Origin of the sequence: Amycolatopsis granulosa (assembly GCF_011758745.1) — a bacterium.
GTDB lineage: Bacteria > Actinomycetota > Actinomycetes > Mycobacteriales > Pseudonocardiaceae > Amycolatopsis_E > Amycolatopsis_E granulosa.
Map to the genome: position 1 here is coordinate 2,763,396 of NZ_JAANOV010000001.1, position 12,404 is coordinate 2,775,799.

At 71.4% G+C, this 12,404-nt stretch carries 13 protein-coding genes and 1 tRNA gene; 8 read left to right on the forward strand and 6 right to left on the reverse strand.

Translation table 11 applies throughout. The features are described 5' to 3' along the window. Window positions 1–37 precede the first annotated feature (37 nt). From FHX45_RS13355 to FHX45_RS13380, 6 genes are all read left to right on the forward strand, one after another. Window positions 38–682 carry an HNH endonuclease family protein gene (locus FHX45_RS13355; protein ID WP_167100754.1) on the forward strand — a complete coding sequence of 215 codons (645 nt, stop codon included), beginning with the start codon at window positions 38–40 and terminating at the stop codon, window positions 680–682. Window positions 683–698: 16 nt separating this feature from the next. Then, complete coding sequence (locus FHX45_RS13360) at window positions 699–1,205, forward strand: hypothetical protein (RefSeq protein ID WP_167100757.1); 507 nt, start codon at window positions 699–701, stop codon at window positions 1,203–1,205. Further along, entirely contained in the window at window positions 1,205–1,663 is a 459-nt protein-coding gene (locus tag FHX45_RS13365; protein WP_167100760.1) for a WhiB family transcriptional regulator, read from the forward strand. The genes FHX45_RS13360 and FHX45_RS13365 overlap by 1 nt, the downstream gene beginning before the upstream one ends. A gap of 34 nt (window positions 1,664–1,697) precedes the next feature. After that, a complete protein-coding gene (locus FHX45_RS13370; RefSeq protein ID WP_167100763.1) occupies window positions 1,698–3,026 on the forward strand; it encodes a DUF3987 domain-containing protein in 1,329 nt (442 codons plus the stop codon). Window positions 3,027–3,241: 215 nt separating this feature from the next. Next, entirely contained in the window at window positions 3,242–3,430 is a 189-nt protein-coding gene (locus FHX45_RS13375) for a helix-turn-helix transcriptional regulator (protein ID WP_167100766.1), read from the forward strand. Next, a complete protein-coding gene (locus tag FHX45_RS13380) occupies window positions 3,430–4,809 on the forward strand; it encodes a tyrosine-type recombinase/integrase (protein WP_167100769.1) in 1,380 nt (459 codons plus the stop codon). Before FHX45_RS13375 ends, FHX45_RS13380 begins: the two co-directional genes overlap by 1 nt. A gap of 120 nt (window positions 4,810–4,929) precedes the next feature. Here the strand turns inward: FHX45_RS13380 and FHX45_RS13385 are convergent. Continuing rightward, window positions 4,930–5,011, reverse strand: a tRNA-Tyr gene (locus FHX45_RS13385). A gap of 116 nt (window positions 5,012–5,127) precedes the next feature. Here FHX45_RS13385 and FHX45_RS13390 point away from each other — a divergent pair. Further along, window positions 5,128–5,619 (forward strand): YajQ family cyclic di-GMP-binding protein, encoded by a 492-nt coding sequence (locus FHX45_RS13390; RefSeq protein ID WP_167100772.1) that lies wholly within the window; start codon window positions 5,128–5,130, stop codon window positions 5,617–5,619. Between the two features lie 3 nt (window positions 5,620–5,622). On the opposite strand, the gene FHX45_RS13395 is transcribed toward FHX45_RS13390, so the two are convergent. From FHX45_RS13395 to FHX45_RS28400, 3 genes are all read right to left on the reverse strand, one after another. After that, window positions 5,623–6,747: a lanthionine synthetase LanC family protein gene (locus FHX45_RS13395; protein WP_167100775.1), complete on the reverse strand. Its 1,125-nt coding sequence runs from the start codon at window positions 6,745–6,747 to the stop codon at window positions 5,623–5,625. Window positions 6,748–6,791: 44 nt separating this feature from the next. Next, a complete protein-coding gene (locus tag FHX45_RS13400) occupies window positions 6,792–9,641 on the reverse strand; it encodes a lantibiotic dehydratase (RefSeq protein ID WP_167100778.1) in 2,850 nt (949 codons plus the stop codon). Between the two features lie 61 nt (window positions 9,642–9,702). Further along, a complete protein-coding gene (locus FHX45_RS28400) occupies window positions 9,703–9,837 on the reverse strand; it encodes a hypothetical protein (protein ID WP_279588865.1) in 135 nt (44 codons plus the stop codon). Between the two features lie 189 nt (window positions 9,838–10,026). Here FHX45_RS28400 and FHX45_RS13405 point away from each other — a divergent pair, with 189 nt between their 5' ends. Further along, complete coding sequence (locus tag FHX45_RS13405) at window positions 10,027–11,163, forward strand: sialidase family protein (protein WP_167100781.1); 1,137 nt, start codon at window positions 10,027–10,029, stop codon at window positions 11,161–11,163. Here FHX45_RS13405 and FHX45_RS13410 read toward each other — a convergent pair. Both FHX45_RS13410 and FHX45_RS13415 read right to left on the reverse strand, forming a co-directional pair. After that, window positions 11,136–11,783 (reverse strand): DsbA family protein, encoded by a 648-nt coding sequence (locus FHX45_RS13410; RefSeq protein ID WP_167100784.1) that lies wholly within the window; start codon window positions 11,781–11,783, stop codon window positions 11,136–11,138. The two genes, FHX45_RS13405 and FHX45_RS13410, sit on opposite strands and share 28 nt — an antisense overlap. A gap of 29 nt (window positions 11,784–11,812) precedes the next feature. After that, entirely contained in the window at window positions 11,813–12,403 is a 591-nt protein-coding gene (locus FHX45_RS13415) for a TetR family transcriptional regulator (protein WP_167100787.1), read from the reverse strand. Window position 12,404: the final 1 nt, after the last annotated feature.

Genomic DNA, 12,404 nt, shown 5'->3' on the forward strand with positions numbered 1-12,404 from the left:
TCACCACAGGGACACGACACCTCACCGAAGGAACCCCATGCACACCCGCACCAGCCTCAGTCTCGCGCTGCTCGCCACCCTCGCCCTGACCGCCGGATGTGACCCCCTCACCGACGCCGGCGCCACCACGGCCGACTCGACCGAGGCCACCGCCGCCCTCGCCGCGCTACCCGTCGCCCCCGAGGACACAGGCTTCCACTACGACCGCGACGACTGGCCGCACTGGAAGACCGTGCACGGCACCTGCAACGCCCGCGAACAAGCCCTGCTCGACCAGGGCCAAGGTGTGCACGTCGACGACCAGTGCCGCCCGGTCGCCGGGACGTGGGTCAGCCCCTACGACGGGGTGACCGTCACGGATGCGTCCAAACTGGACATTGACCACCTCGTGCCGCTGGCCGAGGTCGCCCGCTCCGGCCGCATCGAGAACGGCCGGCGCGTCGGCCCTCGCACGTGGTCTCGGGCGGAGCGGGAGCGCTACGCCAACGACCCCGACGTCCTGGTCGTCGCGACCGCCCGCGCGAACCGGTCCAAAGGGGACCAGGACCCCGCGCACTGGCTCCCCGAGCGGGACCGCTGCGGCTACGCCACCCGCTGGATCGAAACCAAGACCCGCTACCGCCTCTCGATCGATCAGGCCGAACACGACGCCCTGGCCGCCGTCCTCGCGCACTGCGACTGACACCGAAGGGACCACCATGGCTACCGCCACCGATGCCCTGACCAACCCGGAGCGCCAGTTCCTCGGCTGCCTCATGCAGATGCACGCCCGCGCGGCGCGGCATGTGCTGGCCGGGATGCGTGCCACCGACTTCGCCGGCGGCATGGCCGCCCACGTCCTCCAACTCGCCATCGAGGTCGTGGCCGCCGACCAGACCCCCGCCCCGGTCGCCCTCTACGCCCACGCCGTCGCCACCGGGCAGGCACCGGGCGAGAAGCGCCGCGAGTGGCTGTCCGGCTGGCTCATCGACACCTACCGCGACGCCCCGATGCCCGAGCTGGCCGACCACCTCAAAGCCGTCCTGCTGGAGACCGCATGGCGACGCGCCCTGCTCGCACACGCCCGCCGGATCGAGCAGGCCGTGTCCGGTTCCCCCACCGAGGTGCTGCGCGAGCTACCCGACGACACCGCCGCGATCGACGAACTGTGGACCCGCTACCAGGCCGCCGTGACCGGCCGCCCGAGTCTGGAGGTGGCCGCCTGATGCCCCAGCTTCGCCAGCCGCGCCGCATCACCGGCACCACCACACCCGGCCGCGCCCCAGCCGTCCCGCCGACGTGGGCCGTCCTCGGCGTGACCGCCGCCGAGCTTGCCTGGCACGAGCAGGCCGCCTGCCGCGGCACCGACCCGGACGCGTTCTTCCCCGAACCCGGCCCCGGGGCCGCCGAGCTGACCGCCGCGGCCAAGCGGGTCTGTGCCCGCTGCACCGTCCGCGCTGCCTGCGCGGAGTGGGCTCGGAGCCACGACGAGGAGTTCGGCATCTGGGGCGGACAGACCGAGCAGGAACGCCCGCACCGCCGGCACCGCCCGCAGAACCCGCGGGACCGGGAGGTCGCCCGCCTCACCCGCGCCGGCAAGACCGCCCGCGAGATCGCCTGCACCCTGCGCACGACCCCGCGCACCGTCGTCCGTGTCCGGGCTCGGCTGCGCGACGCCGCCTGACCACCCGCTCTCTGGAGGAAGGAGGGCCCCAGCCATGACCTACCCCGTCCGGCTGGTGCACCCGGCGCCGATCCCGGCCGGCGCCGACGAGTTCGAGGCCAAGGCCGCCGCCGCGGTCGCCCGCGCCCGCGCATGGTTGCCGACCTTGGACGAGACCGTGTTCGACTGCTACCTCGGACACCTCGTCCGGCAGATCGAGCCGACCAGCGAGGCCGACCCGGTGGCGATCCTCGCGTCGCTGCTGTGCTTCGCCGGGGTGCACCTCGGACGGCACCCGCACGTCCGTGCCGGTGACGACCCGCACCCGCTGTTGGTGTGGCCGCTGGTCATCGGCCACACCAACACCGGTAAGAAGGGCTCGTCCTGGTCGGCCGCCAAGCGGGTCATCACCGACACCGACGCCGAGTTCGTGCCCGCCAACATCAAAGCCGGTCTCGCCTCCGGCGAAGGGCTCGCCCAGCGCTTCGCCATCAACGAAGACGACGACACGGGACCGCGGGACCTGCGCCTGCTGGTGATGGAACCGGAGTGGGGCGGGGTCATGGCCAAAATGAAGCGCGAGGGCAACAGCCTCTCCCAAGTGCTGCGCGCCGCCTGGGAAGGCGGCGACCTGTCCACCCTCACCGTGAACGCCCGCATCGCCCCGGAGTCCCACGTCGGGATCGTCGCCCACATCACCCCGGACGAGTTCCGCGCCAAGCTCTCCGACGCCGACATGGCCGGCGGCACCTACAACCGCTTCCTCCCGCTCGCCGTCGCCTGGTCCAAAGCCCTGCCCGACAGCGTCGGCGCCGCCCCGAACCTCGTGCGCTCACTCGCCGCCGGGCTCGCCGACCGGCTCGCCGCCGGCGCCCGGCTCGGCGCCTTGGACCTCGCCGAGGACGCCCGCCCCCTGTGGCGCCAGCTCTACCTGGAGTTCAACACCGACACCCACCACCCCAAGGTTGCCCAGTTCGTCTCACGCGCCCTGCCGTACTGCAAACGGATCGCCGGAATCCACGCCGCCCTGGACGGAGAACCCGCCATCCACGCCGCCCACCTCCACGCCGCCGCCGCACTCGTGCGCTACTCCATCGACTCCGCCCGCGCCCTGTTCGTCGACACCACCACCCCCGCCAAACTCGCCGCCTGGATCGCCGAAGCCGGCGAGACCGGCCGCACACGCAAGGACATCACTCGCGAGTTCTTCGGCGGGAACGCCGACCGCGCCACCATCGACGGCATCCTCACCCAGCTGATCCACGCCGCGATGATCAACCGCAGTAGCCGCCGACCGGACAGCGGCAAGGGCCGACCGATCGAGGTCTACACCGCCCGCGCGCCCGACCCACGAACTAAACGAACTAACGAACAAGCTCCCTGACCAGCACAAACGCAGAACAGAGGTCCGGCATTAGTTCGTACCGAACGAACTAATACCCACCCCGCCAACACCAAACCCGCAGGTCAACGCGTTAGTTCGTTAGTTCGTTTCCTTCGTCGCCTCGCAACCCAAGTCGCCAACGAAAGCACTGCGGAGTCGCCATGCCTCATACCAGCCGTCGCCGACCGTCACCACTCCTCGGAGGACACCTCGTCATGGGCGCCACGTCCCGATTCCTCACCTTGAAAGCGTTCTGCGAAGAGCTTCAGGTCGCCAAGTCGACCTTCTACGACTGGTGCGCAAAGGGCCGCGCGCCGCGCCACATCAAGCTGCCGAACGGCGAGATTCGTATTCGCCGCTCGGACCTCGACGCGTGGCTCGAATCCCGAGAGGTGGCAGCCTAATGCAGACCAGCCACGACGTCCGTATCTGGGCCGTAGAGAAGATCAAGGGCAAGCGGAAGACCAGCTACCGCGTGCGCTGGCTCGTGGCGAAACAGAGGTTCGGCGAGTCCTTCGCGACGGTCGGTCTCGCCGATAGCTTCCGCTCGGATCTCGTCACCGCAGCGCGTAAGGGCGAAGCGTTCGACACCGAGACCGGCCTGCCGGTCTCGATGATGCGGAAGCTCGCGACAATGCCATGGTTCGAGTTCGCGTGCGAGTACGCCGACATGAAGTGGCCGAACTCCTCGCCTCGATACCGGAAGTCCACTGCGGAATCGCTCGCACGAATCACCTTGGCCATGACCGAGAGCCGCGCTTCGTTGCCTGATGCAGGCAGCCCCGAGGGACGGGAGTTGCGGCAAGCCCTGATGGCTGCGTTCAATCCGACGACGCGCAAGGCAGCCCTGTCCGGCCGGATGGCCGGCGAGCTGAGCACGATCGCCCGGAACAACCGGAACGTGAACGACCTGGAGAAGCCCGAGGTACTCCGGTCCGTGCTGGCCGACCTCGAAACCAACCTGGACGGGAAGCGAGGATCGGCGAACACCGTGCGCATCCGCAAGGCCGCGCTCACCAACTCCATCGACTACGCCATTGAGAAGAAGCTGCTCGCGGGAAACCCACTCGCCGAGCTGAAGACGAAGCGGCGCAACTACGCACTCAAGGAGGTCGACCCCGCATCGGTCGTGAACCCGATGCAGGCGCGGATGTTGTTGGAGGCAGTCGGAAACGTGGGGAAACCGGGACCACCACTCGTTGCCTTCTTCGCCACGATGTACTACGCAGGTTTGCGCCCCGAGGAGGCCGCGAACCTGAACAAGACTGATCTGGCGATTCCCGAGGAAGGTTGGGGTGACCTCAACCTGAGTGGCGCGCGCCCAGAGATCGGGAAGGAGTGGACCGACTCGGGTGAGGCGAGCGAAGTGGGTCCGCTGAAGCACCGCGAGGAGAACATCGGCCGGACCGTTCCGTGCGCGCCGGCGTTGACGGAGATCCTGCACAACCACCTCACCCGGTTCGGCACCGCGCCGGACGGTCGCCTCTTCCGCGGCGCCCGGGACGGCGGTCGGGTGTCGAGCAGCGTCTACGGACGCGTGTGGGCTGCCGCGCGCGAGCTGGTGTTCACCGAAGCGGTGCAGGCCGGTCCGCTCGGCAAGCGGCCGTACGACCTCCGTCACGCGTGCGTCTCAACGTGGCTGAGCGGCGGCGTAGAGCCCACCCGGGTAGCGAAGTGGGCAGGCCACAGCCTCTCGGTGCTGCTGAAGGTCTACGCGAAGTGCCTGGACGGCGGCGAGAAGGCCGCTCGTGACCGCGCTGAGCGCGCCATGCGTGGCTGGTAGGGCTCTGGGGCGTATTTGGGGCGGGATGCCGGTCCGTGCCGGACCGAGTCGGACACAGCCGGACATACGAGAACACCCCCGCGTCCTGTTCGTGCAGGTCACGGGGGTGTTTGCCCTGTGTGGCGGGTAGAGGATTCGAACCTCTGAAGGCAGTGCCGTCTGATTTACAGTCAGATCCCTTTGGCCGCTCGGGCAACCCGCCATGGCCGGGCGTCCCGGCCGGGTACTAGCTTACCAACCCCCGCGGGCGCGTCCGCCGGGGGGCGGGGCGGCGCTATGGTGTGGTCAGCCGACAAGCGAAAAGACGAGGTAGGACACGTGGCGGATCCGTCATTCGACGTGGTGAGCAAGGTCGACCGGCAGGAGGTCGACAACGCGCTGAACCAGGCGGCCAAGGAGCTTTCCACCCGCTTCGACTTCCGCGGCGTCAACGCCAAGGTCTCCTGGGCCGGCGAAGAGGCCGTGACGATCGAAGCCGACACCGAGGAGCGCGCCAAGGCCGCGGTCGAGGTGTTCAAGGAGAAGCTGATCAAGCGCGGCATCTCGCTGAAGGCGTTCGAGGCCGACGAGCCCGCGGTGTCCGGCAAGATCTACAAGGTCAACGGCAAGATCGTCCAGGGCATCGCCACCGACAAGGCCAAGCAGATCGCCAAGGCGATCCGCGACGAGGGTCCCAAGGGGGTCCAGGCGCAGATCCAGGGTGACCAGCTCCGCGTCTCCGGCAAGAAGAAGGACCACCTGCAGGACGTCATCGCCCTGCTGAAGGACAAGGACTTCGGCATCGCGTTGCAGTTCACCAACTATCGCTGACCCTCAGGACAGCAACAGCGCCACGTCCCACGGCGCGGGGTTGCCGGCGTAGGTCGCCAGTGCCAGTGCCGCCCCGGCCGCGCCCTGGAGCAGGCCGGGCTCGTCCGCCCGCTCGCCGGTGTGGCGGAGGTGCCGGAACCCGAACGGCGCCGCCGGGTCGAACGCCGCCAGCACCCGCTCGGCGACGGTGTCCCCCGCCACCCCCATCCGTGTGGTGATCTGCAGCAACCCGGCGTCGCCGTGGCAGAAGGTCGGGCCCTCCGCCGGGCCCGGCCTGCGCACCGCGGCCGAGGCCAGCCCGGCGACCCCGGCGTCGCGCAGCTCGGCTGCGGCCAGGTGCAGCGCGTACGCCACGCCGGCCGTGCCGTAGCACCAGGCCGAGCGCGACGCCGGCACCGCCGAGCCCCGCACCTGCGCGTCGAACCCGACACGCGACGGCCAGCTCACCCCGGTCTCGTCGGTCCACGCCCACCGCAGCAACCAGTCCGTGATCACCCGCATCGCATCGGTCATCCCGTCCACCCGGTGGCCGTGCCGGTGGGCCAGCGCCAGCAACGCGAGGGGACCACTGATGCCGTGCGCCAGGCCGAGGTTGAAATCGCCGCGCGGGTAGCGCTCGCGGTCGACCGGCACCGCGTACCGCTCGGGCGAACACCACCAGCCGGGCACCTCGTAGCCGTCCACAACGACCGGCCGGGTCAGCCCGACGAGATACGACAGCACCCCGTCCAGCGCGGCCGCGCACCGGTCACCGCCCACGGCGAGCAGCAGCCGGCCCTTGCCGGTGAGACCGCTGATCACGTCGTAATCCGGCACGCCGAGCGGGCCGCGCGCCGGCCACGACTCACACACCCCGGCGAGCGCCGCACCGGCCTTGCGCAGCAAGCCGTCGTAGCCGCCGCCGTGCACCGCGCGGTGCACCAGCACGGCGGGAATCAGCGCGTCCGGGGCCGCCCCCTCCGCATCCGCGAGCTGGGCGTGCGTCACCGGCGCCCAGGCCGGGTCCCAGGCGGACAGCGCCGCGTGCAGGAGCGCGATCCCGGGGTGCCCGTCCAGCAGCCCCGGCCCGCGGCCACGCACCGCGCGCAGGCGATCACCCACCTCGAACGCGACCGCCGCCGCCGTCACCGGCCGGCCTCCCCGCGCGGGAACACCCACGCCGTCGAGCGGCCTCACCGGCCGTGCCCCGCCCGGTCCAGGCGCAGCGACAGTCCACCGTGGACCACCGCGTACACCTCCTGCTCCCGCGTCCGGTCCAGGCCGAGCACGCGGTTGCAGTGCATGTGCGCCAGACTCAGCGCCACCCGCCCGTGCTGCTCCGGCGACAGCGTCTTCAGGTAGTCCGCGAGCACCTCGCTCCGCCGCCGCCACGGTTGGCCCAGTGACGGCCGGCCGGTGGTATCCAGGGCCGCGGCCAGCGCTTCCCGGCTCTCCCGCCGTGCGGCGCGCCGCTGGTCGAGGGGGACGGCCGCGGCGAGCCAGCCGAGTACCCGCGGACCGGATCCGAAGTGCCGGACGAGATCGAGCACGCTCAGGGCCAGCAGTTCCGCCGTGTCCCGCTCCAGCACGGCGAGCGCGACCACGGAATCGGCGTGGAACACCCGCTCCGCCTCGGCGATCGCATCCGGGCCGCCGTACCGTTCGACCTCGGGGTCGTAGCTGTCCAGCACCAGCCGGGACAGCAGTCCGGCGTCGCGGAGCGCGCCCGCCCAGGTGTGCAGGCGCGGCAGCAGCGTCGTCCACAGGACGTCGGGCTTGCCGGCGAAGCGGATCCGCAGGTGCGGATCGGGATCGGCGTAGCGGACGAAGTGCCAGTCGTCCACCCCGCCGACCAGCTCGGGCAGCCGCGTCCGGAGGATCTCGCGCTGCGCGGTGTCCGCGGCGTACAGCTTGGCGTACAACCAGTCACCGCCGGGCAGCCGCAGCGCGTCGGAGCGCGTCCGGACAGCCGGCGCCGGCCGCTCGGCGGGGCGTTCGCCGAGCAGCGGGAAGACGACCTCGCACGCGTGCCCGCCGAGCCAGCCGTCGCCGTGGGCGAGGACCTCCTGGACGACCAGCCGTGGCGTCTTCCGCAGCTCCGCGTCGAACAGCCGCAGGTGACCGGGGTCGTCGAGGTCGATGCGGATCCGGTTGTCCGAGCTGGTCAGCTGCACCCATCGCGGCACCTCCCAGCGCTGCCGCCAGGCCCGGACCGCCTCCGGCCAGCTGGAGGTGCGCTCCAGCATCTCGTGACTGGGCCGCCACCGCGCGGGCGCGAGCACGGTCCGGCCGTACCGGACCCGCGGCAGGTACGGGGCCGGCGCGAGCGCGCCCCACCGCCACGGCAGGCACGACGGGTTCGCCTGCTCCCCCAGTTCGAGCAGGAACCGCGCGACCGGCGGGACGTGGCCGCTGCGCGGGTTGAGCATCGAACCGGACACCGGCACGATCCGCCGCCCGGTTTCCCGGTCCACCAGGTACAGCTCGTCCTGCGTCGCGCCCACGGCCAGCCGGTCCAGCCGCACGTCGGCGACCCGCGCGACGGCCGGCCCGCACCCGACGGGAAGGCGCACCGGAAGCCGCTGCGGCACCGCGGCGACGTTGGCGGAGCGGATCGTCCGCGGCCGGAACGCGACCTGCGCGGCGCCGGCCGGGGCGCCGTTGCGGACCAGCGCGGTCAGCTCGGCGTCGACCTCCGGCATCAGGTGCGCGAACCGCGCGCTCGTCGACCCGGCCTGGGGCGACCCCAGGTTCTCCCCGACGACCAGCCGGAAGTCCCCGGCGCACAGGGCCTCCCAGTGGGGCGCCAGCACTTCCGCGCACAGCTCCATCGACACCGGGCGGCGCGCGGGCGGATCCTCGGCGAGGCGGTCGATCAGCTCGTCGTCGAGTTCGATCTCGTCGCGGCCCGCCCGCACCGCCGCCAGCAGGTGCGTCACGAGGTCCTCGTGGCCGTGCGGGTCGGGCCGCTGCCCGAACTCGGGCAGGCCCAGGCCACGGGTATCGTCGAGCAGCTCCAGCACCGGCACCGCCCGGTCACTGCCGTACCGTTCGAGGAAGCGCTGCCGATAACCGTCCAACCAGGACGGAGCGGACACGCTTCCCAGCCGCCACAGCACGTCGGCGGCGCGCGCGGCCTCCGCGCCCACCTCGGCCGGCAACGTGGCCGTGAGGTCGAGCCGCAGGTCGGTCTGGATCACGTCGTTCGCGTCGTGCAGCGCGCGCATCCGCGCCACGACCGTCCGCCGCCGTGACCGGCGGTCCTCGGCGGCGACGTCCGCGGCACGGAGACCGGCCTGGATCGCGCGCAGCTCCGAGTGCACCGGGTGCGCGGGCGGAATCCGGTCGAGGACGTGGGCGAGCGGGTCCACGCAGTCCGGCGGCGGGTCGAGGTCGGTGAGCAGGACACCGGCCTCGACGAGCTGCCGCAGCACCGTCTCGAACCCGGTGCGCCGGAAGCGGCGGCACAGCGCCTCGACCAGGTCCGGCCACGCCACCGGTGTGCGAGCGATCTCCCGGACGGCGCGCACGAGCGGGGTGAACCGGACCGACGCTTCGCGGCGATGCGCCGCCTCGTACCGCTCCGGCAGCACGAGCCGGTCCCCGCGGACGAAGACGATGTCGTTCGCCACGAGGACCGCTCGATCGAGGACGAGCGGATCGGTGCGCAGCCGGTGCAGCAGCCCGTCCAGCCACTCGGCGTCCGGTCGCGTGGCCGGACGATGCCGGTCGCCGAACCGCAGCTCGGGCCGCTCGCCCAGCCGGACGGGCGCGACGCCCGCGAACAGCCCGAACGGCGTGGCCCGGCTGGTCATGCGCAGGTGGTACTTGCCGAGGGCAAGGGCGGCGCGCCTGCGGACCTTGTCCTTGACCGGTTCGCCGCGCACCACACGGTGAACGTCGGCGGCCAGGCTCGGGCTGGCCGTCTCCACCGCTTCCATCAGGACCCGGTCCGCCGCGAGCGCCTCCAGCGGCGGGAGCGGCCCCGTGGCGCGCGGACGCACCGCGGCCCGCAGCAGGGCCGGGCTCGCACAGCTGAACATCGGTTCCCCTCCCGGCTGGAACGGGTGGCGGGCCCCCGCAGACCCGCCACCCGGGATCAGGTCAGCAGGACGGCCACAACGTGGCGCAGATGTCGCTGAAGCCGGACTTGGTGGTCAGCACTTCGCCGTCCTGCGTGGGCGTGCTGATGCGGAGGTCCAGGTCGAAGTCTTCGGGAGCCAGGTTTTCCATCGGCATGCGAACTCTCCTTCGTCGTGAACGGTGGCTTGTGCCACCGCCTCCGAACGTAGGGATCGTTGAACAATCCATCAAGGGGTTGATTTACACGTAGTACTGCGCTACAAAGTGGCCGTTTGTCAGCCTGGCGGCGCGGCCCCGGACGATCACGCTGTGGTCTAATTCCGCTGCTGACAGTGAGGGGGACGAATGCGCCGGATTGCCGCGCTGATGCTGACAACGCTGGTCATGACGGCCGCGCTGACAGTTCCGGCACAGGCCGCGCAACGCACCGAACTCGGGGTCGGCGCCTACCCACGGGCCATCCGGTTGGAGCACACGCAGTTCCGGCGCGGACGGATCATCGCCTCCGTCAACAGCTGGGACGGCGGCGGGGCGTTCGCGCGCATCTTCGAGAGCACCGACGAAGGCGCGTCGTTCCACCCCATCGCCGAGATCCGCGATCCGGAGGGCGCCCGGGGCGAGTGCTGCGGCAGTCTCTACGAGCTGCCGCAACGCGTCGGACGGCTGCGTGCCGGCACCCTGCTGTGGGCGGCGTCCTACGGGCAGAACGACGGCGCGGACCGGCGCATGTCGATCCGGATCTGGTCCAGTTCGGACGGTGGACGGAACTGGAGCTTCCTGTCCGAAGCCGTCCGCTCGCACACCGGCGACGGCGTGTTCGAGCCGGAGTTCACTGTGGACTCCGGCGGGACGCTGTGGATGCACTACGCGGACGAGACCGAGGCGCCCCGGCACAGCCAGGTGCTCAACCGGGTCCCCTCCACCGACGGCGTCACCTGGGGAACCAGGCAGACCACGGTCGCGATCTCGCCGGACCGCGTCCGGCCCGGCATGCCGATCGTGCGCAAGCTGCCCGACGGGCGCTACTACTTCGCCTACGAGATCTGCAACTACGGCAGCCGCTACTGCGATCCGTACTTCAAGATCTCACCGGACGGCGCGGACTACGGCGACCCCGCCGACCCGGGCACCCGGGTCGGGACGGCGAGCGGCAACTACTTCCAGCACGCCCACACCGTCGCCGTGTTCCCCGGCGGACCGAACGGCGTCCGGCTGGTGATGGTCGGCCAGATTTACACCGACGGCACCGGTCGCCCACTCCCCTCGAACGGGCGGGTGCTGCTCGCCAACGACAACTTCGGCGCCGGGAACTGGTACGAGCTGCCGGCCCCGGTGCCCGTTCCCGGTGCCTACAACAACTTCTGCCCGAACTACAGCTCGTCGCTGCTGCCGGTGGACGACTCCCGGAACGTGCTGGAACTGGCCGCCGACTACGACGGCGGCGTGTGCAAGGTCTACTTCGGCAAGGGGCCGGTGTCCTGATAGGTCTTGTCCAGCACGGTGGCGAACGTTTCGGTGGGCTGGGCCCCGGAGACCGCGTAGCGGCGGTCGAAGACGAAGAACGGCACCCCGTTCGCGCCGAGCGCGCGGGCCTGGTCGATGTCCGCGCGCACCTCGTCGGCGTAGCCGCCCTCGGCCAGCACGCGGCGGACCTCGGCACCGTCCAATCCGGCCTCCGCGGCCAGCCCGGCGAGGGACTCCGCGTCGAACACCGAACGGTGCTCGGTGAAGTAGGCCCGGAACAACCGCTCGGCGACCGCCTCCTGCAGACCGCGCTCGCGGGCGAGGTGCAGCACGCGGTGGGCGTCGAAGGTGTTGCCGATCAGGCCACCGTCCAAGTGGTACTCCAGGCCGTCGGCCGCGGCGAGCCGCGTCAGGCGCTCCTCGTTCGCGGCGAACTCCGCCTCGCTGATCCCGTACTTCGCGGCGAGCAGCGGGGCCTTCGGCTGCGGCTCCCGCGGCGCGCCCGGATCCAGCTCGAACGGCCGGAACACCACCTCGACCTGGTCGCGGTGCTCGAACGCGGCGAGCGCACGCTCGAAGCGCCGCTTGCCGAGGTAGCACCACGGGCACACCACGTCGGACCAGATCTCGACCTGCACGAAACGGACAAACGTCGCCGGCCCCGGAATTATTCCGCGAGCAGGCCCAGCAGCCAGGTGGCGAGCACCTGCTCGGCGTCCGAGCGGGCCTGGGCGGGGTTGTCGGCGTGCGTGATCATCAGCGCCGCCTCGTTCACGGCGCTCAGCACGAGCTGCGCGAGCACCTCGACCGGGAGCGGTTTGACCAGGCCCCGCTCGACGGCCTGCCGCAGCACGGTGGTGATCAGTCCCAGGCCGTGCCCGGCCTCGATCTCGCGCCAGGCGGCCCAGCCCAGCACGGCCGGGGCGTCGACCAGCGAGATCCGCCGGACCTCCGCGCGCTCACACGCGTCGAGGAACGCCTTGAGCGCGAGCAACAGGCCTGTCGCCAGGTCCGGCGCGTCCGTCATGGCGGCCTCGACCTCCGCCGTGACCTCCAGCTCGACCTGCTCGAACACCGCGCGGAACAGGCCCTGCTTGTCGCCGTAGTGGTGGTAGAGCGCGCCGCGGGTCACCCCGGCCGCGCGCACGATCTCATCCGCGGGCACGGCCTGGTAGCCGCGCTCGGCGAACAGCTCGCGGGCGGCCGCCACCAACGCGGCCCGGGTGTTCTGCGATCGCTCTTCCTGTGTCCGGCGCACG

Coding starts and splice junctions, on each gene's coding strand:
- FHX45_RS13355 (WP_167100754.1), top strand. CDS start 38: ATGCACACCCGCACCAGCCTCAGTCTCGCGCTGCTCGCCACCCTCGCC.
- FHX45_RS13360 (WP_167100757.1), top strand. CDS start 699: ATGGCTACCGCCACCGATGCCCTGACCAACCCGGAGCGCCAGTTCCTC.
- FHX45_RS13365 (WP_167100760.1), top strand. CDS start 1,205: ATGCCCCAGCTTCGCCAGCCGCGCCGCATCACCGGCACCACCACACCC.
- FHX45_RS13370 (WP_167100763.1), top strand. CDS start 1,698: ATGACCTACCCCGTCCGGCTGGTGCACCCGGCGCCGATCCCGGCCGGC.
- FHX45_RS13375 (WP_167100766.1), top strand. CDS start 3,242: ATGGGCGCCACGTCCCGATTCCTCACCTTGAAAGCGTTCTGCGAAGAG.
- FHX45_RS13380 (WP_167100769.1), top strand. CDS start 3,430: ATGCAGACCAGCCACGACGTCCGTATCTGGGCCGTAGAGAAGATCAAG.
- FHX45_RS13400 (WP_167100778.1), bottom strand. CDS start 9,641: ATGTTCAGCTGTGCGAGCCCGGCCCTGCTGCGGGCCGCGGTGCGTCCG.
- FHX45_RS28400 (WP_279588865.1), bottom strand. CDS start 9,837: ATGCCGATGGAAAACCTGGCTCCCGAAGACTTCGACCTGGACCTCCGC.
- FHX45_RS13405 (WP_167100781.1), top strand. CDS start 10,027: ATGCGCCGGATTGCCGCGCTGATGCTGACAACGCTGGTCATGACGGCC.